Here is a 22893-nt window from a genome sequence, read left to right on the forward strand (position 1 = left end):
AAACACAAGGTGTATTTTCTGAGTTAAACATTAAGAATCCAGATTACGCCTATAACGCCATTTCAAATTACGGCGAAAGTTCCTCCAAAATTCGCCCTTTAGTTTCAATTGCGAACATTGCTGTAATGCAGCCGGTAATCAAAAGAACAACTGCAAACACACCAAAGACGTAATGTACACCAGCCCCTGATACCGCCACTCCGACAACTAGTGGTCCCGTAGCAGAGCCAAGCCGCAGCCAAGCACTGCCAATTCCCGTTCCCAGCGCACGCAGGCGAGTCGGAAATAATTCGGCAGAGTAGAGGTAAAGGGAAAAAGTAACAGTCTGTACTAAGGCATAACCCAAGCCCGCCAACACCAAAATCTGTAATGGTGTCGTCGCACCGGTAAGCGCTAGGCCTGCCAACGGCACTGCCCCTAGAAACAACGCACCGATGTACCAACGACGACGCCCCACCTTGTCGATCAGCAACGCACAGATGACTGCTGCGACTACACCAGCAGCTGAGGTAATGAAGCCATAGGCCAAGCTGGTCTCGAGCGGAAGATTAAAGTGCTGCCGGTAAAGTGTGGGCAGCCAAGTGATCAGACCGTTGGCAACCATGTATGCACCAAACCACAGGGCCCAGATCACCAGTGAGCGTTTGAAGTACATCCCATGGAACAGCTCTTTCCAACCCTGCTTAGCGTTAGGCTGCTGGATCTGTGGAACCTCCACGGGAGGCGCGAGGGTTTTACCGGCCTTTAGAGCGCTATTTTCCAAGCGCACGACAATACGGTCAGCCTCCTCAACTCTTCCTTTAGACGCCAACCAACGTGGTGATTCAAACAGGAAAAAGCGAAGCGGAATCAATAGTGACGCTGGTATTAGACCGACTGCGAACATGGCTTTCCAACCATAGATTGGAACTAACAGGTAGCCGATGACGCCAGCACCAACCAGCCCTAGCAAGAACATGACCTCATATAGAAGAAAGAACTTTCCGCGTTTTTTCGAACCGATCAATTCATTTATATAAGCACTGGCGACCGGCACCTCTCCACCGGTCCCGATACCTTGGAGAAATCTAAAAGCCATCATCGCCGCCGCACTCGTTGCGAACAGGCATGCCACGTCCATTGCAACAAACAACAGAATGGTGAAGGTCAGTACTTTCATCCGACCGATGCGTTCGGCCAGCCAGCCAAAAATAAGCGCACCAAATAACTGCCCTAAATAACCAGCCGACAGAATCATACCGATCTGCGTGGCGGTAAGGTTCCATTCTTTTGCTAATACCGGCATGGCATAAGCAATTGCGATCACTGTGTAGCCATCAAAGAAGGTTGCAGCTCCGATAATATTTCTGGCCCAGAATACTTGTTTGGTAATAGGCAGGCGCTCAAGTCTTGCGCTTATATTTGCTTGGCTTTTTAACCCCTCCGTCAGGGGTTCCGTTTCTACATGCTGCATCAACATGGCACTTCCTTTTATTGTTTTCAAGCTTTAGAGGGCGAGCGGGTACCCGCCGTAGGAGTTAACAGTGCTATTCATGAACTGCTGTGTTGCGTGAGTTGTTCTATTTACCTCACGCTATTTACATTCGGAATATTTAGCCAATGCTGCCGTTGGCCTCAAGAGCCTTGCCTATGTCAATAGCAGCTCTCAATGTAGAAAGTAGTGCTAGGTCCTTAAGCTCTGTTTCAGTACATCTAATAGTGGGGGCGGCAATACTAATCGCGCCTACTGGATAACCGTCGATATCCAAGACTGGCACCGCCAGTATTCTTAACCCCTCGGTGAAGAGAGACTCAGTCAGTAAGTAACCATCCTCTCGGATGCGCTCAAGCAACTCCGGCAGCGGGAGTTCAGTGGCGTGGGGCTTCACAGTGAAAGGCGCCAACGGTGTGAGTTGCTGGACTTTTTGAACTTCTCGTTCGGGTAAAAATGCCAGGATAGTCTGACCGATCGCGGTTTGAGTTGCAGGGACGGTGGTGCCGACGCGAATATCGACACCTAGGCGCGTGATTCCAGCGCGAACCCGTTCCAAATAGAGCACATCGGCCCCTTGCAGAACCGCAAAGCTCGCAGCCTCACTTGTTTCGCTGACCAGGCCACGCAAAATTGGCCGGACGATACTACGCAAATCCGTACGAGCAATTGCGTGGAAACCTAGGTCGAGTACCTTGAGGGTCAGAGCGAAACGCCGGCTTTCTGGAATTCTCGATACGTATCCTAGATCGACCAGCGTGTTGAGCATGCGAAAGGTCGTACCAGGGTCGAGATCGGCGGCCAATGCGATCTGGCTCAACGTCATCTCTTCGTTTTCGGCAGAGAACGCTTCCAGCACGCGAAAACCTTTGGCCAAGGATTGCACGGTGCTGCGGGCCTTCTTTTCATCCAGATCCTGACTAGGCTCAGAACCGACGATGCTGTTTACAGCCTTATTCATCTTTTTCGCTCCTTTTTTGTTTTTTCGGATTGCGAAATATTTTTCTCTCAATTAGAATATCACTTTGGAAGCTCTCTTCCTATTCTTTTTGCAGCCATTAATTTGTCTTTATATTCTTTATAGAAATAAAGACATTTGCGCGTACTCCCTGCACTCGCTGCATATCTTAAGCAAATGGCGCTACGTCAGCGTCTTAACGCAAGCCTTGGAATCTTCGTATGCCCCGATGGCGTTGTCCGTCTGGTACTTTTTGACTACGGACTCAGCGGGTCGATTACATCCCCTCACGCGCGCCCGAAAGGCTATAACAGCTCATGTTTAAAGCGTACTCGCGATACCCATGGGGCATCGTGAGGGGGGCGTGGTTTTATAGAGAAGGCGCTTTCGACGAGTAGACGCTGTTGCTCAACGTGTACTGTCATATTGCCGGGCGGAGTAGAAGCACCGGGAGGTGGTCCTGTGTACCGCAAGACCGCATTTTGCGGCAGGATCTCACACAGGTAATCGTCAACGAATTTACATGCTCCTTGGTTCCGCGATTCCCCTGACGCCGGACCACTGACTGCAGATCTTTGTATCGCACCAGTTCAGCAGCTACGCAACCAACGGAAACGGATACAGCTGGTCTAGGCGAGCCAGCGGAACCTGTTCAGCATCCAATGCACGGCGATGAGCCAGGAGCTCATAGTAGATTTTCCCGGAGCAGATGATGACTGTTGTAATTTTCTGATGCCCGGTGCGCGTGGTAAACCGATCGCCCAGAACTTCCTGGAACGCACCCTTGCTGAACTCGGCCAACTGGCTGACCGCTTCCGGATGTCTCAACGACGATTTTGGCGTCATCACGATCAATGGGCGCGGCGTGGAGTACAGGGCCGGATATCGCAATAAATGGAAGAACTGAACCGGAGTGGTCGGCTGGCAGACTCGCATATTGCCCTGTCTACGCACCTCGCAATTCTGCGGATTCAACACGGCATGGCAATGGCTAAAAGTCCCTCGCTCACAATCCTCACCGCTCAACCTCACATCAATACTGGCAGACAGTGCGGAAGCTGTAGGTAGGGTGGGGTGATGGTGTCCATCTATTTAAATGGACATCATTTTTAGCCCAGACGAGCGGATCACCATGCGCCAACGAACCTCTTATCCAAAGCCTTTCAAAGCGCAAGTCGCCCAGGAATGCTTGCGACCGGGCGCCTCTGTTGCCAGTGTTTCGATGAATCACGGCATTGACGCCAATGTCATGTGCCAATGGTTGCTGGCCACGGCAATCTGAGTCAATGCGCCGCTGCTGTCATTGATTGAAAATGCGGTGATCGTGCCGCTCATTTCGCCGACCACGAACAGGTGTTTTCCATCAGGGGAAAGTTCAGGTGCCGAGGCCCGGGGCGCTGATCAGCATCAGCGCGGGGCAATTTGATGGGGTAAATTGGAAGTCAGTGTCGTACCCCGCTCAGGCTGGAGACTCAGTCCTGACCTTGATATACCGCGTCCACGATTTTTTCAGTCAGCGCCACGGTGTTAGCCTGGTCAAGCGTCGCGGGCGTGAACGGCTGCCCCATCGCCAACTCCCCGAAAGAGTCTGCCGTGTCGATATAGCGCATGGCTGACTTCATATCCTTCCAGCCGACGTACGTCATCAGCGCTTTAATATCCCAGCCATTGGCCGCCGCCCAGGTGGCGAAGCCGCGACGCAGTGAGTGACTGGTGTACAGATCACCGGACACACCCGCGCGATTGAAAATTCGTCGCAGCAATGGAATCAGGCTGTTGGCATTCAAGCCGTCCTCCGCCAGGTGCCCCCAACGATCGAGTTTTCGGAAGACCGGTCCCTGCGCAATGCCGGCGACCCTAATCCAGTTCACATAAGCCTGAACGGGGCAGAGCTTTTTCAGCGCGGGCGTGCGGAACGTCGTCCCGCGGTGCTGACGATCGCCTTTGCTGTGCGGCAGGTAGAAGGTAATGCCCACCCCGGCTTGCGCCTGGGTGTGTTCGACCTGCAAGCGCGACAGCTCATCCCCGCGGAAACCTCGCCAGAAGCCAATCAGCACCAAGGCCATGTCCCGCCGGCTGCGCAGCAGGGCGGCCAGGTCCTGGCGGGCGGCCGCTTGCGCAGCCTCTTGCTCCAGCCACTGAACGGCCTGCTCCAGGTGTTGCAGGAGCAGGGGAGTGGCTTGTTTTTCCTGGGCGGGATGCAGCGCCCGAATGCCCTTGATCATCTGCCGCACCGCCGGCGTCTTGGTCGGATCCGGGAAGCCCTGGGTGATGTGCCATTGGGCGAGGGCAGCCAAACGTTGCTTCAGCGTGCTGATGGCATGCTGGTCGGCGTACTCGGCGAGGTAACGCACGATGCCGTCCCCCGTTGCCGGCAGAAACCCACCCCAGGTCACTTCGAAGTGTTCCACTGCCGCGCGATAGCTGCGCCGGGTGTTGTCCCGGGTGCCGGCCTGCAGATAGCGATCCGCCTTGTTCATCTCGACCCTTCTACGTGAAACGTACCTTTTCCGGTGCCAGAAAAAGCCAAAAACAGCTCTATGATGCGATAACGCTCCATTATTTTATCAAAGAATCACTCTATATTGTTCTTTTTATAGCAGTAAAGTGCTATGTATATACGTGGTATGTAAAACAGTACGAAATCGTAGGAGAGGAAAATGGCACGCGGCGGAATTAACAAGGCGATTGTCCAAAAAGCCCGGGAATCGCTGCTTGCTCGGGGAGAGAATCCGAGCATCGACGCCGTGCGCATCGAGTTGGGAAATACCGGCTCAAAGACCACTATTCACCGTTATTTGAAGGAAATAGAAGATTTTGACCCTCGACCACGAGCCTCTAGAGAGCGGCTGAGTGATGAATTAACCGAGCTTGTTGCCGGCCTCTTAGAGCGAATGACGGAGGAGGGAGGCGAAGCTCTTGCGTACGCCCAGGCGCGCTTCGACGAGCAGCGTAGCGAGCTCGAGCGAAAGCTCGACGGCTTGAGTGCCGAACTCACCTCATTGCAGCGTGAAGTGGATAGTCAGAAAGGAGCGTTAGCGCTTCAAGCGGATGAGTTGCAGATCTGTCAGACAAGCCTGCAAGCCGAGCTCACTCGCAATGCTCGCCTGAGCCAAAGCTGTGCTGACCAGGAGGTACGGGTGCATGAGAAAGACGAGCAGATTCGCTCCCTGGAAGAAAAGCACTCGCATGCTCGTGACGCACTTGAGCACTACCGAGCGGCCGTAAAGGATCAGCGCGACCAAGAGCAACGTCGTCACGAAGGGCAGGTGCAGCAAGTTCAGGTTGAGCTGCGACAGCTGCAGCAAACGTTGATGCTCAAGCAGGACGAACTGACTCGACTCAATAGAGATAACGAGCGCTTATTAAGTGAGGCGCGACAGCAGGCCAAGGCGGCGGCGACGCATGAAGACGCGGCGCTTCGTTTGAGCGGTGAGATTGCTGCCATGAAGACAGCAGTTGCCAAGGCAGACGGGGCAAAAGAAATGCTCCAGGAACAGCTAGGCATATCGCGTGCCGAATCCAAGCAGCTAGAGGAGGGTTTGGCGCAGGCTAGCTGGCAACTGGCGGAAGCCACGAGGTTGTTGGAGCAATATTCCGTGGAGCTCACTCAGCTTCGACACACCACGAATCATCCTGAACCTGACAACGAAAGCATCGCAAAATAAGACCAAGGGGGAGTTCGATTGAGCAAATTTGACGTGGCGTGCAGCGGTTCCGTTGGAAACACTCTTGACCTCAAGTACGCGCATGAGCGCCTAAGTCGGATGGTTTTTTCGAACGATTGTTCGGGCCTACTGAAGCGTATTGGTCGAGTCGCGTCACGCGTGAAGAAAGTGACGCCCGAAATGAGCAGAGAGGGCCTTGGTGCGTAGAGGGGCTATATTTTAGTGGATGTTTTGACCTACGTCCTTTGAGAGGGGGGGCCGCCTAGATAACGGGGCGCTTTAATCCCTACTAAGGAGTTTTTATGCAGTGAAAGAAGGTTGCATGCTCGTTCCCGCCCTTATCGGCTCGTCATCAGTATGACGTTCCAGATCTTGCAAAGCTGGATGTTCAATCTGATTGGGTGGAATTACAACTTCTGGTATGCGCTGTACCGCTTTACCTTTCCATTCGTGATCAAATATCTCTCATTCGCACTCAGCAAAGTACAGAGGGTGCCCCAGCCTCAGATCTCAAGCAAATCCAGAGCATCCGTTAGTACACCTGGCCGTCAGAATTTGTGCGTGTGCTGTGACGATCATTTGCGCGCGACTTTAAATAAGGGTCTGCTGCCCCCGTTTTGTTGGCGTTGCTTATATTCTTCTAGGCTCGATTGGAAAAGAAAAGTTAGTCGACGCAGCCACCAATGGAATCCCGATCACCTCACGACTGCGCAATTGCATGGACGTTTTCTGCCTGTCGCGACCGGCTGAAAACGACCGATTCTGTTGAAAAAGTCGGCCATGGTTTGCGCATCAGAAAAGTACGCGTCCGAGATTGAAATTTTTACATTTGGCAGAGGCATCCGGACTCGGATTTCACGTAGCAGCGTGCAAAAAAGGCGTTTTAACCAGTCAATGATCAGGCAGTTTGGGCAGAGCGACTTTTTCAACAGAATCGACCCATAGCAGACATCAGTTTACGGGCCACGGTTATAGATGGGCCAGGCTATGAAAGCCGCGAACAGAGAGAGGAGTATCAAGCCGCCGACGGCAACTGCCCACCCCCATGCAAAACCACTTTCTCCTTTGAAACGACCGCCACTCAGCAAGCCCAGCACGTAAACGCCAATGCGATGAGCTACTACATCTAAGATGAAGTCCATTTGATCCTCATGTCTCCTTGTCGGATTTCCTATGCACATCCGGATGACCGCTTCTGGGCCGATTGAGTTGAAAAAGACGTTTTTCTGAAATGGCCAGCAGAGCGATCGGTGAATACACCATTTTGGGACGCTGCCACGTGAAATCTGAGTCCGGCAGCCACTCTCGGAAGTAATGATTTCAATCTCAGACGCGTGCTTTACTGCTGCGGAAACCATGGCCGACTTTTTCAACAGAATCGGGCCGTTAGCAGCCATTTACCAACAGCTGCTTTCGACCCGAAGCGGGCTTGTGCTGAGGCGATTCGGTTGTGAGAGAATTCTAGAGGCTGCGGACAGGCCGTAGGTGGCCTCAAGCTACTGGGAAAACGGCCAATTGAAGTTCAGCCCGTTCTTTTGTGTGGGCCTCAAGGGAGGTGTCTGCCTTTATGGCGTCGGTGAATCGCTCCATAGCTGCCACCCACTGTTCCAACAGTTCGATGCACTGAACTATGACCACGTCGTCTGGTGTGAGACCTAATTTTGGTAGCTTTGCGTGGACCTCGGCCAGTATCTCTCCCTGTGGCCTACGAGGTCCGACAGAATAAAAGATTTGCTTCGCTTTTCCGTCGCGAAACAGTTTTGACTCTGAGGAGCCAGTATGGAGAAATCCGCATCTCGCTGCGTAAAGGTCAATTGCGTCAAGAGAGATTGAGCCTGCTGATAGAAGGTAATCGTCGACCCAACGTGTGAAGTCACTACGGGTGTGGTCGATATTTGCGCTGCTAAGCCAAGCCATTTTATCAATTGAACTGAACACCAGGGCCAGCGCGTGCGTGTCACAGCCGCTCTGAGTCAGGACTGTTACGGCACGCATGTCGGATTCGATGGTGTTCCAAACTGCGGAAGGGATAGGCATAAAAACTCCTTAAAAAATTGTTTTGCGTCTCCACGGTTCGCCGAAAGAGCTTGGAAAACTCGGATGCGCTGCTATCCACTCTGACGGCGTTGCGAAGATACAGCCGTGCGGGCTGGCATCCATATCGGATTTCACCATGGCTAACCGCCTAGCGTCCGCTGTCGGCCGATTCTGTAGAAAAATTCGCCCCGGCATGGCTACCCGCACGTTGACTAATGGAAACGCCATTTTTGCACGCTGCTATGTTAAATCTGCGTAATGAGTCTTCTGCGCAAAGCATAGATTTCAAGCTCAGACGCGTACTTTTCTGCAGGGGAAAGCGACCTCGACTTTTTCAACACAATCGGCCGCTTTCAGCCGGTCGTGGATGGAAGAAACCGACCCAGAGATACCGTTTATAGAGAGTGGCTCACGGTCAGGAGCGGTTGATCGAGCTATTAAACTGGACCAGACTCCCTTTCACTTAGCAGGTATGCAAAAATCTTCCGAAATATGACAGGGAAGCTTATGAATAACGTCTTCAAGGGCAGTGCTTCCATCGGCAATTCCGGTATCAAGAAGCACTTCAAAACGGCGGAGCCTTGGCAACCTCTATTCGAGCTGGCCTGGAATGGCTTCGATGCTGCCGCAAGCTCCGTATCCATTACTGTGTTCGAGAACGAAATCCACGGCGTGGAGCGTGTCATTGTGCTGGACGACGGTGACGGCATAGAGTTCGACACGTTGAACGACACGTTCGGAAGCTTCAATGACTCTGCGAAGAAGATCAACCTCGCGATGAAGGGAGAGCACGGTCGCGGGCGTCTTGCGTTTCATCTGCTTTGTCGCAACGCATCATGGTTCACTAGGTTCAGCAACGTCGATGCAGTAATAGACGTCGTCGAGCCGACCATCAAAGATTTTGAGGGGCGACTTCTAGAGAGGTCTGAGCAGAGGCTGGAGCTGCTGACCCAAGGAAAGGGCACTCTGGTGGAACTGACGCATTTTACGGGCGTTCTCCCTGAGTCGGATGATCTTCGCGAGATATTTTCCGTCGAGTTCGGTTGGTACCTTGCTGTGCATCCAGAAAAGCAGGTAGTACTGAACGGAGTGCCCGTTCTGGTTCCGAAACACGAAGTGGTTCAGAAAGAAATTGTGGTCGAGGATACTGTCTTTCAGGTCCGGGTGTTTCGCTGGGAGCAACGGCCTACCTCGGAGAGGTCATACCTATACTTGCTCAACTCCAGTGGGGCTCCTGTCTATAAAGTACTGAGCTCGCTCAATCAGAAGCCGAACTTCTTCACCAGCATATGCGTGATATCCGCATGGGCTGACACCTTCTCGAAAGAGCAAGATCTGCTCACTCCTGAGGCGCACACACCAGCTTCGCCAACTTGGAAGAAGTTCAAGTTACAGTTGGACCGTTTGAGTCAGTCCGTGTATGGCGATTTCTTGCGCGTGCGAGCCGAGGAGGTGGTACAGAGTTACGAAGATGAAGGCTACTTCCCGAGCTACGCGGGAATGGATGATACGGAGAAAGAATGGCGGCACCAGTACACCCGCGAGTTGGTGCGGAACATTTACATCGCTGAACCGCGGGTCTTCCACAAAACAAACAAGAAGCAGGCGAAACTGATCATTCGTCTTCTAGATAGGCTCGCCATCTCAAACGAGAACGACGCCCTGTTCGAGGTGCTTGAAGGAGCACTCGACCTTGATGAGAAGTCGATGCAAGACCTAGCGAAGCAACTGCATCGCACCTCGCTCGAAAATATTATTTCGAGCATCGAGGTGCTGCAACGACGAGCTACCGCGGTACAGCAGCTGCGATATGTGATGAACGAACACTATCGCGAGGTTCTCGAAACGCCGGACTTGCAAAAGGTCATCGAGGCCAACACATGGCTGTTCGGGCCACGCTACGAGACCATAGGCGCGGAGGAGGACACCTTCGCCAAGATCGTTCGCCGCATGCGGGATGAAGTCATGAGACGGTCGCCACTGAGTGTGGACGACGTAGATGAAGAGGCCGATTTTCCCGGTGCGCAACGGCAAGTAGACCTCTTTATGGCTCGAAAATTTCCAGCCTTTGATTCGCTGGGGAATCGGGTCTACAAATGCATTGTGGTGGAGATAAAACGGCCTGCGATATCTCTTAACAAGAAGCACCTTCGGCAGCTTGAGGATTACGCGGAAATCATCGCAAGCGAGCCACAGTTTAAGTCGGAGAAGATGCACTTTGAGCTCATCCTCCTTGGACGTCAGATTTCTTCTGCGGATTCCATCATCACCAGCCGGTTGAACGCTCATGTCTTGCGAAACGATCCTGGCCTCGTAACGGATGACCCGCGCATGAAGCTATATGTCATGAACTGGTACACGCTGCTTGATGGCTTCGAGTTGACGCACGGCTTCATGCTCGACAACCTCAAGCTAAAGCGAGACGACTACACCGACGCGACCAAGGAGAGGTTGATTGCAGAGTTGCAGGTCGAACACTAAAACAAGGAACGCTACCCCCCCCCGAATGAGCCGCGCGAGATGGCCGAGGAGATGAGAATTTCGTCGGCCATCTTCAAGCGCGGGAGGAGACTACCCCCCCTGAGCACCACCGATTTCAAAGGCCCGGATCGCTTTCGCAGCAAAGCTGGCCCCGGCATGCAAAAGCTAAACGACAGCAACGGCTCGGTCGGTGACAGTCGCGGATCGCGCCAATAGCTGCCGTTCGTGAACGTCAGCAATCGACTGTGGATTCAACCGGTCGATGCAACAGATTGGCTAAATCGTTCTGCCGGTGTTTCGTAGTCTAGTGTTTTCCGAGGGCGGCTACTTAGCTGCCTTGCGACTTCATTGAGCGTGGCTTGCGAGTGATCCGCAAGGTCGGTTCCTTTCGGGAAGTACTGCCTTAACAACCCGTTGGTGTTCTCATTCGATCCCCGTTGCCAAGGACGATGAGGATCGCAGAAGTAGACCTTGATGTCGGTAGCTACCGTAAAGCGCTTATGGTCAGCCATCTCTTTGCCGCGATCCCACGTCAGCGATTTGTAGAGTTCTTGGGGTAAGTTGCGGGCGTTTTCGATCAGGGCGCTGATGACCGTCTCGCTATCCTTACCGTCCAATTTCACCAGCATTACGTAGCGGGTATGACGCTCAACAAGAGTGGCAATTTGGCTGTTCCTGCTACCGCACAGCAGGTCGCCTTCCCAGTGACCTGGAACCGCCCGATCCTTAGCCGCGGCTGGGCGTTCGCGGATCGATACCGCGCCAGTGATTCGACCGTGATTTTCTTTCTTCTGCGTGTGATGGCGCGAGCGACGCATGGCCCGCGTGCGCCGTAAATGCTCAAGCAACTCCTTCTTCAGAGCCCCGCGAGTCTGTATGAAGAGCGTGCGATAGATTGTCTCGTGTGACACCTGATAGCTCGTATCGTCCGGGTAGGTACGCTTCAACCAACCGGCAATTTGTTCCGATGACCACTGCAATTGAAGCTTGTCTGCAACAATTTGCGCCACCGTTCGGTTCTCAACAAGTTTGCAAACCTTAGGGTCGATGCGCGCGATCCCAGGCAGCCTGATCAGCTTGATTAGCCCGGTAGCATCCTTGGCCACCGTTGCGTCTGATCTCACGACTGATCGTAGAGGCTGCTCGCCCTAGCAGCGCGGCCATGGAACGGATCGAGTCGCCTGCCACCACTGCACGCGAAATCTCTTCGCGCTCAGCCATCGTCAGCGCCAATCTGGACCTGCGGCGTACAGCGGGTCTGATACCGCCTGTTTCCGCCAAGATGCGCTGTATCGATGAATGGTTTCGATCAAATAGTTGGGCTATGTGCTGGAGAGAGTCGCCTTTCTGCCAGTGATCCCACATCAGTTTTTTCTGGCTTTCGGTGTAATAGATCCGAGGTCTCTGCTTCATCTGCAACACTCCTTCTGCTTACACAGAATTTAGTTGTGTTGCATCGACCGGTTGAATCCACAACCCATAGCTGCCGGTCGGCACTGGCAGAAGTGGGTCGAGAGCTGATACTTCCTGTTGTCTCTCGACGCCAACTGGCGCCGACTCAGATCCAGACGGCGTCCAAAGCATTTGTCTCGCCACCTTCATGGCTAGTTTCTACCAAAACCTTGTTCATAAAGCTTCAGTTCGTCAGGTCTTGCCCTTCGAACCGAGATAACTCTTTGAGTCATCAACCCAATTTCCCCCCCGGAGGGTGGATACCAACAACCATACTTTTTCATCAAATTTAAAAAGATGTTGATCTCGGAGAGGATCGGTATTTGCAAGCGTTCGCTGAATTCCCTTTGCCTCATAATCCAATGAATCGAGTGACTCCCAACTTTTCGCAACTTATCGCAAAGAATGTTTATCTGAGTCCAATGCCGAAACGGCATCAGCAAATGAAATCCCATGTTTTTCCATATTCTTTATATTCTTATTATCGTCCCACTCCCAACGGGATGACATAGGTAAGTGAGCGCTGGGCTTTCACCGGCAGACTTATCCGTCATTTTTTTGATCCTTCATTATCTTTTTCGCAACCCACGCGGCAGGCGAAACCAACAATGCGTAACAAAGCTTACGCATAATGGGTCTATCCCGGATCACGCTTGCAGCCACGGGCCCGTAAACGTAGTACCAAGCTATGAACGACTTGCCGCCAGGTTTATCCACCAGCCACCGATCTCGGAACTCCCGCATAAACGCGACGGTCGGGTGGTGTTCATCTCCCATGGTCGCAGTGACCACAAAGCACGCATCAGCTTTCTTCGCCTGAGCTACGGGAGTTACGTACGCGGGATCCAGCGCTTTTAAGGCGCCCCCCGCAAACTCAAGCTTCTGCCGAACAAGACGTTCGTAGTCCGGGCTCAGGAACCAAACCTTGGGAAGGTTTTTGTCGAACTGATCTCGATAACTGATCCCTTCGATATTGTCCTTGCAGAGGTGGACAATATTCTCCAACGTGATTTTGTCCAAAGGATCCCAAGCCAAGGCTCGCTCCAATGTCGTCAGCATTTCGGCTACCTGGGCCAGGTAATCAGTCCAGATATTGGGCAACGCCACGAACTCGATCAGGTGCTTGCGGGCCATGCCATACACAGTTACCACAAGCAGGTTTACTTCGTGCAGACACTCTCTGCACTGGGCTTCTTTTTGAGCGGCCGGTGCTGTGGCTATCGCGTGGCCGAACGCGACAAGCATCTCACTGAAACGAATGTGGCCAATGGTAGACAACCAGCCGGCAGCCTTTCCTTTGCCTACCCACGCCTCGGAAATTGTTGGATCAATTTCCAAAACACGATTGAAGTAAATTTCTGCCTCTGCTTGATTGCCGGCAGTAGATGCGGTACGAGCCATGCCGAGTAGATTGACAACGTTCGGCCCTGTGGTAAGAGAAATTTGCGCTATGGAGATTTTCTCACCGCAGTACATGCAGAGTGAAACCTTGGCGTCATCGGGTACCTGGATGTCTTTCAGGCACGAGGGGCATTGCGCTGGATGGAAACCCATTTACGTCGAACCTTCACTGGTTGATGAGCTATCTTCTAAGGCCCAGCAGACATCTCACGGAAGGCACTGTAATCAGATGCTGTTCAGACAGCATTCCAATCCTGGCGTCGCTTCCTGCGTCTACTTGGCAATCCTTTAAACGTTCCCGCTGCATTTTACGACTGACTTAAACGGGTTGCCATAGGTCCGGCACCGTATGCGGATCGGATCTATTCGGATTGAAAGGCTTTGCAAGAGATGGGAGAGCCACAGGTATAACCAGGCGGTCAGGACGCTTCGGGATTCACCGCTGCGCCTATCGCGCTCAGCTTTGAAACTGAATGACCGATGATGGTCGTGGTCAGACCTCAGCTGTTTTATACCAACTGTATCTGCCTAGCTATATTTATAGTACGCAGGATATATATTTGGATATTTCCCCCGTTCTCCTGCTTTACATCGGCAGAACCGACCCATTTTCCTCGCTATAACAGGGCGGCCCATGGCCGACATCGACTAAAATTCGACCGGCTGCAATGGGCCGATTCTGTTGAAAAAGGCGGTTTTTTCAGAATGCCGTAGGATGGATCGGTGAAAGCGCCTCTTCGGCACGATTCTACGTGAAATCTTAGCCTGAAAGGCTCTGCGGACATTCAGGATTTCAATCTCCGACGCGTTCTTTTCTGCTTTAGAAAATACGGCCAACTTTTTCAACAGAATCGGCCGATTTCTACCTGTCGCCACCGTCAGTAATGTGGCTTGGGCTGGCGAGCAATTAACATTGAGAGCGGTATGGAGTGAGGATGTTAAATCCAGTCCGGGATACGACTACCGCCCCCTAATCTTTAAGGCTTCATTCGACACGACCCTGTTGGGTGCTCCGCGGTAACCGAATGCGGTTTAATGCCCAGGCGGGTGAGCCAAAGGGAAGTACCCACTTACATCGACTTGACCGTTACCACTTCCACAAATCTGAATTTTTTTCTGGCTGTCTTAGTAGCTTCTTGTTCTGCAACTAGGGAGCTCAGCGTATCGGCCTCATGTACCATCTCGTGCATCTCGCCTTCAAATTCATTTCCCACACGGAGCGTGACTCTCAACCTAGGTGTGAAGCCTTTTGAGACTGACTTTTTCTTCTCTGCCTTCACCGGTTGCACGATCACAACATCCGGGACTGTGTCCTGCACGTCCGGGTGAATTGCCGGCGCAGAGGGCTCAGGATCACCGAATAGTGCCCGGCGCATCTCATCTTCCATCAATTCTGTATTCACGCTATTTCTCACAAGGGTGTTATCTATACCTGATCGATTCTATTAGGATGACCAGACTCTGTTGTAAAGCGTCGCTCGGGTGAGACCTCAAGTGGTAAGTGCCAGCAGATACCGGCGAGTGTCGGCGTTTCCATCTGCTGCCTATCATTGCGGGCAGCGAACGAACCATGGCGGTCTGTCACGAAGGCTGCAATCGACTCTGAGCGGGCGCTAGTTAACGTTCGTTGGGCGGGCTTTCAAGGCCGCACTGAGCGCTGTGTTCAGCAAAGAACGATGCTAATCGATGGGGCTCTGTGACTCCGTCACACCATTTGAGCAGAATGTGAGAAAGCCGCGCTTACGAGAGCGGTGTACTGTAGTGTTTTATACTGTTTTTTGCTGAGCAATGACCGCTTCCGCGACCTGTATGGACGCGCTCGCTTCTTTGAGCGGAACTTCACCTACTGAGAGGGAGCGCTCGATCAATAACTGGCTGCCCCTATCTTTTAACAGCGCCTGTAACCGCTGAAACTCGCTACACCAAATAGTTTCAATATCTCGATCCCGGGTTTTGTCACGGTCACCGCTGAGAGCTACTGCACGAACCTGCAGACGACCACTGTCGGCCTTGCCGCCAACTTCTACGCCATAGCCGGGGGTGGCTACTTTACGCAGTACGACCTTTCCAGTTTCCGCCCAAGCGGTCGCCATGCCTTCGCGTACTTCGTAGCCGAGGCTCGCCAATCCACTTAGCACGGCTTCGCGACGGGCCAAGGCCGCTTCGGCCTGCAAATGGGTTGCCATAAAGGCTTCACACTGCTCGGTCAGTCCCGCAATCGTCTCTAGGTTGGTGACGGTAGTACAGGTGCTGATTTGACTTAACAGCGCGGTATAGTCAGTACCTACCTGTGTTTCCATTTCGCTGGCCAAGTCCTGTAGCCGTTGGAGGCTCTCTCGCTTGTTTTTGAAAGTACGAGTGGATGAGGCCAAGTCGAGGACAAGACTGTCGAGCAGCAGATTACGCCGTTGCGATTCGGGTTCCGCCTCGGCTCTTTCCTGCGCCTGAAGGAATGACGCGGCGCTGCCGGTACCCTGCAGCAGCTGCAGTTCAGCGATGTGTCGGTTTATGCGTTGCAGGCGTATATCGGGCAAGGTATCAGGGTGTCGGGCAGCCATCCATTCGTTCAAGGAGTTCGGAGTGTCATCGACCTTGAGTTGCTGTGCCAAGGCTCGCTGGGCTTCGCTGAGCGTCTCTTTCTGATCGGCCTTGGCCAATTGGACGAAACCCGCAGCCAGTAGACGCTCACCATCTTCCTTGATGATGCCGTTGGCCAATTGCGTGAGAGAACGCAACAGGTCTTGATCGGCGCCTTCGGAGCACGCTTGCAATGCCTCGAGCAATGTTGCGGCGTTCTCCTTAAGGCGTCGTTCGCGTTGGCGTCGCTGAGCGGCACGAATAATCGCGCGTTCTTCGCGATCCTCCAGGTCTCGGCGTAGGTGCTCGATCTCGGCCGGTACGGCCTTCTGCAGCTCAGCAAAGCGCTCTTGCGCCAACAGGGCGCGCAGGCGATCGCGTCGGGCGAAGGTGGCGACGCGCTCCTGTTCGTTCAGCTCTCCGACCTTACTGGCTTGCGCCTGCCAACGTGTCAAGACCAGCTCCAGGCGTTGTAGGTGGCCTTCGCAGATGGCGATGATTTCTTCCCGGGTGACAATGCGAACGACCTTCGGACCACTCATAGGCAGGTTTCCGTATCGGCTGTAGTGGGCGTCTGTTGCGACGGGGGCGTGGCCTGCATGGCCTGTTCAATGGCTTCACGCAGGCGTGCACGCTCGCTTTCACCATTGTGATACCAAGCCTGTGACGAGACTCGGTGAATATGAGGGATGGCACGGTGCAGTACGGTCGGACGCCAGATTTCCCGGGCGCGGGCGCGCTCTAGCAGTGCGTGGCACGGGGCATCGCATTCGATGCCGATGCCGTATAGGCCCGTGCTGGCGTTCTCGATGGCGAAGTCGAGACCGAAGGCGTCGCCCTCGCTGGCAGGGGCGGCCTGCCAGCCCAGGGAGTGAATAAACTCGCCGACCAGTCTGACGAAACCATCACGGCGTTGGCCTTGTTCTCGTTGCTGGCCGTTTCGGTCTGTCTGCAAGCGCTCAAGCAGTTTACCGCTACTACCGAACTCACCCGCGGATAGAGCGCGCGCGTACTCCAGATAGCCTTGCAAGTAGTCACGCGGGCTGATCGGCGCGCGGTATGTGTTGAGCATGTCGGAGATATCGGCGATCGGCATCGAGGTGATCATCACCACCTTGCGTCGTGCACGGGTCACCGCCACATTGAGGCGACGCTCGCCGCCGGTCTGTCCGAGCACACCAAAGCTGCGACGGAAGGTGCCTTGACTGTTGCGACCGAAAGTCGAAGAGAAGACGATGACGTCGCGCTCATCGCCCTGTACGTTTTCCACGTTTTTGACGAACACTGACATATCCTCGCCGTCCTCACTGCGTTCGCGCTCTTCGGTGTAGGCAGCACGAAAAAGTTCGTCCTGTTCCGCACGCTGCTCCAAGTGCTCCTCGATTAACTCTGCCTGCTTTCGGTTGAACGTGACCACGCCGACCGAGGGACGCAGATCGTAGGGTTGCTGCCAGAGTTCATTGAGATACTCAACGACACGTTCGGCTTCCTCGGCGTTACTCTGGTTCTGGTATAGCCCCCCGACCTCGATCAGCTCCAGAGGCTTGATACGCAGAATGTTCGCTTGCGGATGACGGACCGGGACGTTAAGACGGTTGCCGTAGAATGAGGCATTGGAGAAGCCGATCAACTCGCGGTAGGCCGAACGGTAGTGGATCTGCAATGTTGTGTTGGGCAGGGCGGTGCGCGCCAGTTGCAGCAAGTCAGGGCAGTCCTTGATCTCGCGACGATTCCAGGTGTCTTCGAAGGCTTCGCGTTGTTCCTCGTCAGCGTCAGCGTCAGGCTCGTCGCCATCGAATGTTTCGGCTTCGTCGCTTTCGATGCGGCTGGAGAAAAAAGCAGTCGGCGGCATCTGTTTCTCGTCGCCGCTGACCACGGTGACCTGACCTCTAAACAGGGTCGGCAAGGCGAATTCCACAGGCATCTGCGAAGCTTCGTCGTAGATCACGGTATCGAACAGGCCGGCCTTAAGCGGCAGCACACGGCTGGCCACGTCCGGGTTCATCAACCATACCGGACGTAAGCTCATTAGACCGAGGTGGCTGCCCAGTTCGATGAATTCGCGCAGGCGCCGCGAGCGCTTGCCCGTTAGTCGGGTGACGTCCTCCCACTGTTTGTGATTGCCCAGGCGAGTAAGGTCGATGCCGTTGGCGAGTAACTCTCGGTTGAGCACACGCATCTGCGCGTCGGCTTGAGCGAGGCTGGCTACCTTGGCCCGAGCCTCATCCTGACTGAACAGCAGTTCGGGGTAGGCCTGCTCAAGTCGATGTTTCCAACCTAGTCGCGCTTCGCGATTAAGCAACCGTCTTACGGCGGCCTCCAGTTGCTCGGGTGCGATGCCGTCCAATTGCTCCTGGCGCTGTCTCAGCAGTGCGAGTAGCTCCAGATCCGGCTCGGCCAGCTGACTAGCGCGGCCACGGAATGACTGATAGGCGGCGAGAAACGGCTGCGCCTCATGTAGGCGATCAAGCGTCAATTGATTGTTCAGGTTGTGCGCGATGGCGTGTTGCAGTTGTTGCACCAGCTCATCGCCCAGCCAATCACCGAGCACTTTGAGCTGGTCAAGGCTGGACTGGCGGACCCCGTGGCGCATCAACGAGGCGTCGAGATTGTTGAGAAGCGCCTCGAGGTGTTGCTTGTCTCCAGCCAGGACGGCCTCGTCGGCTTCCTCAGGGCGCGGCGATTGCGCTATGGCGCGGGCCAGCGCCTGGATCTCTAGTAGGTGGCGGATGTCGCTCTTCACTGTGCTGACCAACTCCAGGCAGGCTTGCTGGCTCACGGTCTCCAGCTCTAGTACCTGATGCAGTGTCGCCAACTCGGCGCGCAGAGGACGCCACTGAATTTCCAGGTGGATCGCGGCGTGCAGAGTCGGGAGGACATCAGCAGCTAGACTTTGCCCTTGCTGTTGAAGAACGTTGCGCAAGCGCTTGCGCCGCAGCAGATGCAACGGGTTGATGTTCGCCAGCCAGGTTCGGGTAGCCATGACCTTGGCGCAGTCGTGCGCCAAATGCCTGAGTGTCTTGCTCTCAACCAGACTCAGTGCTGGCGATAGCGTGGCTGCGTAGTGGTCCTGGTCCAGCTGACCGAGCTGCTGATCGAGCTGGCGTAGTTCGCCGAGAATCGACTCACCTCTCGGCGCCTGGCCGACTTCGCGGCTGCGGAACAATGGCAGCCAGCGCGCCAAGCGTAGGCGTTGCTCTTCTTTCAAACCGAGCAGAGTAGCGACATGGGACGCTATCCAACTACGGTACGGCGTCGGATCGTCGATTTCGAAGCTGGCCGAATGCGTCTGCAGCGTGGCCTGACGGTTAATCTCGGCCTGGGTGAAACTGTTCAGGTTGTCAGTGAAGGCCTGCAAGGTCGCACGGTCGGCGGCGAATGGCTTCAACTGCTTCAACAGGCTGCCTTCGAAGCGAGAGGGTAGCCACAGACGTATCAGAGGGGCGCAGTTTTCCTCTAAACGCGTCAGGCTGGCGAGGTCCAGTGTTACCAATCGTTGACGTAAGGCCGGGAACTCGATTGGCTCAGGACCTGCCTCCAATTCAATCAGCTCGCCGAGCAGTTGGCGATAACTGAGGCCGGTGCTTTCATCTAGACGGTGCAAGCTCTGGTGGAAGCGGTCGAGTTCACCCTCTAGGGCTTCGATACGGGCAGCGATCTGCTCGCGTTGTCGCTGCCAGCTTGGCGGCCGAGTGCCGTCAGCGAACAAACGCTCCAGCTGTTCGCGGATGCTACGGATAACCGGTTCGCGGTCGCGGTTGACGTCATTGAGCATAACGATGCGTTGGCCCAGACCTTCAGCCACCAGGCGTTTGTACACCACTTCTAGCGCGGCATGCTTCTGGCAAACAACAAGCAGGCTGCGCTGACGGCCGATGGCGTCGGCGACCATATTGACGATGGTCTGGCTCTTACCTGTACCTGGCGGCCCCTCAACAAGTAGCCCTGGACTATGTCGTGCCTGGATCACCGCCGCTTCCTGGGACGGGTCGCTGGCAACAGTGAAGAACCGCTGCAACTCGTTTGGTGGTGTCACAGGCACAGCTGCATCGGCTACTTTGAGGCGCAATGCAGTTTCCAAGCCGGTGCCGACAGGCGACAGATTCTTCAGCTGGCGCAAGTCTTCGCCGATCGCCTGCCCCATGAAAGTCACATGAAAAAGTACCGCAGCGCAGCTCAGTTCATCTTGGTAAGGAGCAATTTCCACGGTACTGGGCGGTAAACTGCCGAGCACCCGCGAGCGTATGGTAGCGAGCATACCGAAGGCATCCATCACATCCGCCGCGCGGATCGACGAGCGACCTAGTAGTTCATCGGTTGTCTTACGCCAACGCTTGAAGGTTTCGGTACCGAGCACGCTTTCCAAGGCAGGGTTGAGCCGAATTTCTTCACGCTCGCTGTCAAACGCCAGAGCGGCGTGCCCACGGCTGCCCAGTTCAAGCTGCAGCTTAACCGGCCACAGCAACAACGGGATGATCCGCGTACGCGTGGTACCGCGTGCATCGCGGTTGAGCAGGAATGGGAAACCTAAATAAAGGCCATCGATACCGGTGTCGCGTTTGTACAGCGCGCTCTGCCGGTACAGGGCATGCAGGCGTGATTCCAGTTGGCTGTTGAGCTGGAAGCTTTCCGGGTCCAGGTTCACCGCATTGGCATTGCGTTGCAACAGATGGTCGAGCAAGGCCGCGGCCGGACTGCGTTCGCTGTTCAGTTCGTTGACGTCAACGCGGGCGGTGGTCTTGCCAATGCTCATGCGCACCAACGGACCGCGCATCACGGCGGTCACTACCTTCTTCTCGAAGAACTCGAGGATCTGCGACACATACTGCTGTTTCTGTGGCTCCAGCCACTGGTTGGACGGAATGGCCAGCAGCACCAACATCTGAGCCAATGGCATGCGCCGCTCCAGACGGAAGTGCTCGGCCCATTGGTCCACTGTCGCCACGCCGGAGCGGGCGAAGCCGCGAATGCGCTCATCGACACTACGGTACAACTCCAGACGTGAATGCAGCAGCAGTTCACCCGTAGTCTCAGTATCGAACCAGCTGACGTCGGCGGTCTTGGCTAGTTCGGCGGCCTCCTCGATGATCGAGCTGGCCGAACGGAACTGGCTAATCGCGGCACTGAGCAGCACAATTAGATCCTCTTCCGCGATTACCCGGCGCTCTGAAAGTGACAGCAGCCCCGGGTGATCGGTGTCGGGAAGTAGTCGTTGGCGCTCCTGCCACTGCGTCGCCAACTTGGCACGCGAGGTCGATAGCAAGTAAATCCGTAACGGCTCCTCGACCAGCTCGATATGTTGATGCAAGGCACGCTGACGGACACTTTCCGCGCGGGTCTTCAGGCGCGACAGCCAATGGTCAGTCTGTAGCTGCTCGAGCAAGTCTGGAACCGAACCGCTGATCAGGCGATAGCCTTCCAGGGGGTGTTCCAGCAACCATCCTGGGGTCACGATCTCGCCGCGATGGATTAAAGGAATTTCTGGATTGAGAGCCTTCAGTGCCAGCATCAGGCGGAAGTCGTCCTCGATGCCTTCGTGTTGAACGATCTGACGCAAACCTGCGACCAGGGAAGGCGCCAAGCTGACCTGCTCGGCCCAGGTCACTATTACCCCACGAAGCAGGTGGTCGAGGGCCTGTTGCCAGTTGTTCGTCTGTGCCGCTGCTAGGGCGAATACGCCGGGCAAGTGATAGCGGCGCGGTCCTAACTGCAGCGTAGCGCCTTCGCCCTCATCATTCTGTTGAACGGAGGAGGGCGGTGCCTCTACCGCAATACCGTTAAGCCAGGCCTCGACCTGCGGCCATTGCCAGCGCTGGTGGCGGTCGCGTGCCAACAGCCCACGCAGCAGCAAATGGAGTTGCGGGTCGAGGTCGTCAGGGATCGGCACGCCGTTTGCCAGTACGTGGATCAGGAAGGCATTGGCATTGACGCCACTGAAGCAGGCACCCTGCGTCAGTTGCTCGAGCAGAATCATGCCCATGCTCCACCAGTCTGAGGCAGCTGCAACGCCACCTGCAATGGCCTCTGGCGCCATGTAACGACTGGTTTCTAGGGGCGAGACGATATCTAGGTCGAACTCCGACAGGCGTGCCGAGCCGAAGCCGCTGATCACCAGGTCCAGCGGTTCGCGGGAGCGAACGAGAAGACTGGCGGGGCGCAGGTCGCGATGACGAAGGCCGGCCTCATTGAACACATGCAGCGCCTGGCCCAATTCGCTGACTACGTGACGCACGCTGGCGTTATCGCGAATGACGCTGCCAAGGTCAGCCAGGGTTCCACCGCTAAGTTCCTCAATAACTTCGTAGGCGCGATCATTCCAGCGACCGGTGACGATGATCTCGGGTACATGCTCGCGAGGCAACCGGCGTATCACATCGTAGATCACCGGATCCGGCTCAGAGCCGGATCGATACAAGGTCAATACCGCTTGTTGTGCTGTTTCGTTGTGCTCGACGAGGTAGCGCTCACGAACGCCGTCGGTGTTGCTGATTTCTCGAACCAAGCGCCAGCCATCGATCAGGGTTTCCGTGACCGCTTCTGATTCGCCGCTGTCTGGCACGGAAGCGAAAGGTACCGATTGCGCGAGCTCGCCGCCACATTCGTGGCACATCAGGTCGCCTAGGTCCATCGAGTGACCATTTTCACAAAGCAAGACCGTTGCGTTGTCCGGTGCTGGGCTCACTCTGGCGATGGTCTCCTGAGTCGTAATGGCCTGGGGACGCCATCCTTCAGGGTGGATGGGTTCTCCAGCGAGATCCCAGCCACAGGCCATCTCGAAGATGGATCCCTCGCAGAACATCTCCTGAAGCGATCGCTCGGTGTTGCAATTGGGGCAGAAACGAATCATG

The 22893-nt window shown here is 54.9% G+C and carries 14 protein-coding genes and 2 pseudogenes; 3 read left to right on the plus strand and 13 right to left on the minus strand.

What is annotated here, in order from left to right; translation table 11 throughout:
• Positions 1-67 precede the first annotated feature (67 nt).
• The 4 genes from C8K63_RS04395 to C8K63_RS04410 form a co-directional block, all read right to left on the minus strand.
• Positions 68-1459 (minus strand): MFS transporter, encoded by a 1392-nt coding sequence (locus C8K63_RS04395; protein ID WP_108215573.1) that lies wholly within the window; start codon positions 1457-1459, stop codon positions 68-70.
• Positions 1460-1592: 133 nt separating this feature from the next.
• Complete coding sequence (locus tag C8K63_RS04400) at positions 1593-2432, minus strand: IclR family transcriptional regulator (RefSeq protein ID WP_108215574.1); 840 nt, start codon at positions 2430-2432, stop codon at positions 1593-1595.
• Positions 2433-2734: 302 nt separating this feature from the next.
• Entirely contained in the window at positions 2735-3010 is a 276-nt protein-coding gene (locus C8K63_RS31190; RefSeq protein WP_108215575.1) for a hypothetical protein, read from the minus strand.
• A 16-nt stretch (positions 3011-3026) separates the two neighbouring features.
• Positions 3027-3365, minus strand: a complete 339-nt coding sequence (locus tag C8K63_RS04410) for a hypothetical protein (protein ID WP_146176374.1) — start codon at positions 3363-3365, stop codon at positions 3027-3029.
• 196 nt (positions 3366-3561) lie between these two features.
• Here C8K63_RS04410 and C8K63_RS04415 point away from each other — a divergent pair, with 196 nt between their 5' ends.
• Positions 3562-3711: a transposase gene (locus C8K63_RS04415; protein WP_256594910.1), complete on the plus strand. Its 150-nt coding sequence runs from the start codon at positions 3562-3564 to the stop codon at positions 3709-3711.
• Here the strand turns inward: C8K63_RS04415 and C8K63_RS04420 are convergent.
• Together C8K63_RS04420 and C8K63_RS04425 are read right to left on the minus strand one after the other, a co-directional pair.
• Positions 3696-3820, minus strand: a pseudogene (locus tag C8K63_RS04420) (beta-propeller fold lactonase family protein); the annotation flags it as partial. The gene C8K63_RS04415 and the pseudogene C8K63_RS04420 overlap by 16 nt on opposite strands.
• Positions 3821-3901: 81 nt before the next feature.
• A complete protein-coding gene (locus C8K63_RS04425; protein ID WP_108215579.1) occupies positions 3902-4909 on the minus strand; it encodes a site-specific integrase in 1008 nt (335 codons plus the stop codon).
• Between the two features lie 180 nt (positions 4910-5089).
• On the opposite strand from C8K63_RS04425, the gene C8K63_RS04430 reads away from it, so the two are divergent.
• Positions 5090-6097 carry a DNA-binding protein gene (locus tag C8K63_RS04430; RefSeq protein ID WP_108215580.1) on the plus strand — a complete coding sequence of 336 codons (1008 nt, stop codon included), beginning with the start codon at positions 5090-5092 and terminating at the stop codon, positions 6095-6097.
• Between the two features lie 956 nt (positions 6098-7053).
• Here C8K63_RS04430 and C8K63_RS30710 read toward each other — a convergent pair.
• A complete protein-coding gene (locus tag C8K63_RS30710) occupies positions 7054-7494 on the minus strand; it encodes a hypothetical protein (protein WP_256594896.1) in 441 nt (146 codons plus the stop codon).
• Between the two features lie 94 nt (positions 7495-7588).
• Positions 7589-8134 (minus strand): hypothetical protein, encoded by a 546-nt coding sequence (locus C8K63_RS04440; protein WP_108215581.1) that lies wholly within the window; start codon positions 8132-8134, stop codon positions 7589-7591.
• A gap of 507 nt (positions 8135-8641) precedes the next feature.
• On the opposite strand from C8K63_RS04440, the gene C8K63_RS04445 reads away from it, so the two are divergent.
• Positions 8642-10615: an ATP-binding protein gene (locus C8K63_RS04445; RefSeq protein WP_256594897.1), complete on the plus strand. Its 1974-nt coding sequence runs from the start codon at positions 8642-8644 to the stop codon at positions 10613-10615.
• 251 nt (positions 10616-10866) lie between these two features.
• On the opposite strand, the pseudogene C8K63_RS04450 reads toward C8K63_RS04445, so the two are convergent.
• The 5 genes and pseudogenes from C8K63_RS04450 to C8K63_RS04480 form a co-directional block, all read right to left on the minus strand.
• A pseudogene (locus C8K63_RS04450) lies at positions 10867-12028 on the minus strand (IS30 family transposase).
• Positions 12029-12610: 582 nt separating this feature from the next.
• Positions 12611-13621 carry a CFI-box-CTERM domain-containing protein gene (locus tag C8K63_RS04460; protein WP_108215585.1) on the minus strand — a complete coding sequence of 337 codons (1011 nt, stop codon included), beginning with the start codon at positions 13619-13621 and terminating at the stop codon, positions 12611-12613.
• A gap of 917 nt (positions 13622-14538) precedes the next feature.
• Complete coding sequence (locus C8K63_RS04470; RefSeq protein WP_108216063.1) at positions 14539-14871, minus strand: hypothetical protein; 333 nt, start codon at positions 14869-14871, stop codon at positions 14539-14541.
• 363 nt (positions 14872-15234) lie between these two features.
• Positions 15235-16587, minus strand: coding sequence for a hypothetical protein (locus tag C8K63_RS04475; RefSeq protein ID WP_108215588.1), 1353 nt, complete (start codon positions 16585-16587; stop codon positions 15235-15237).
• Positions 16584-22892: an AAA domain-containing protein gene (locus C8K63_RS04480; protein WP_108215590.1), complete on the minus strand. Its 6309-nt coding sequence runs from the start codon at positions 22890-22892 to the stop codon at positions 16584-16586. Before C8K63_RS04480 ends, C8K63_RS04475 begins: the two co-directional genes overlap by 4 nt.
• Position 22893 lies beyond the last annotated feature (1 nt).

The organism is Pseudomonas sp. GV085, assembly GCF_003050925.1.
Lineage (GTDB): Bacteria > Pseudomonadota > Gammaproteobacteria > Pseudomonadales > Pseudomonadaceae > Aquipseudomonas.

Bases quoted from the DNA above. Each gene is read 5' to 3' on its own strand.
- C8K63_RS04475 (WP_108215588.1), bottom strand. From the start codon at position 16,587: ATGAGTGGTCCGAAGGTCGTTCGCATTGTCACCCGGGAAGAAATCATC.
- C8K63_RS04480 (WP_108215590.1), bottom strand. From the start codon at position 22,892: ATGATTCGTTTCTGCCCCAATTGCAACACCGAGCGATCGCTTCAGGAG.
- C8K63_RS04410 (WP_146176374.1), bottom strand. From the start codon at position 3,365: ATGCGAGTCTGCCAGCCGACCACTCCGGTTCAGTTCTTCCATTTATTG.
- C8K63_RS04400 (WP_108215574.1), bottom strand. From the start codon at position 2,432: ATGAATAAGGCTGTAAACAGCATCGTCGGTTCTGAGCCTAGTCAGGAT.
- C8K63_RS04440 (WP_108215581.1), bottom strand. From the start codon at position 8,134: ATGCCTATCCCTTCCGCAGTTTGGAACACCATCGAATCCGACATGCGT.
- C8K63_RS04395 (WP_108215573.1), bottom strand. From the start codon at position 1,459: ATGTTGATGCAGCATGTAGAAACGGAACCCCTGACGGAGGGGTTAAAA.
- C8K63_RS04415 (WP_256594910.1), top strand. From the start codon at position 3,562: ATGCGCCAACGAACCTCTTATCCAAAGCCTTTCAAAGCGCAAGTCGCC.
- C8K63_RS04460 (WP_108215585.1), bottom strand. From the start codon at position 13,621: ATGGGTTTCCATCCAGCGCAATGCCCCTCGTGCCTGAAAGACATCCAG.
- C8K63_RS04425 (WP_108215579.1), bottom strand. From the start codon at position 4,909: ATGAACAAGGCGGATCGCTATCTGCAGGCCGGCACCCGGGACAACACC.
- C8K63_RS04445 (WP_256594897.1), top strand. From the start codon at position 8,642: ATGAATAACGTCTTCAAGGGCAGTGCTTCCATCGGCAATTCCGGTATC.
- C8K63_RS04430 (WP_108215580.1), top strand. From the start codon at position 5,090: ATGGCACGCGGCGGAATTAACAAGGCGATTGTCCAAAAAGCCCGGGAA.
- C8K63_RS30710 (WP_256594896.1), bottom strand. From the start codon at position 7,494: ATGGCTGCTAACGGCCCGATTCTGTTGAAAAAGTCGGCCATGGTTTCC.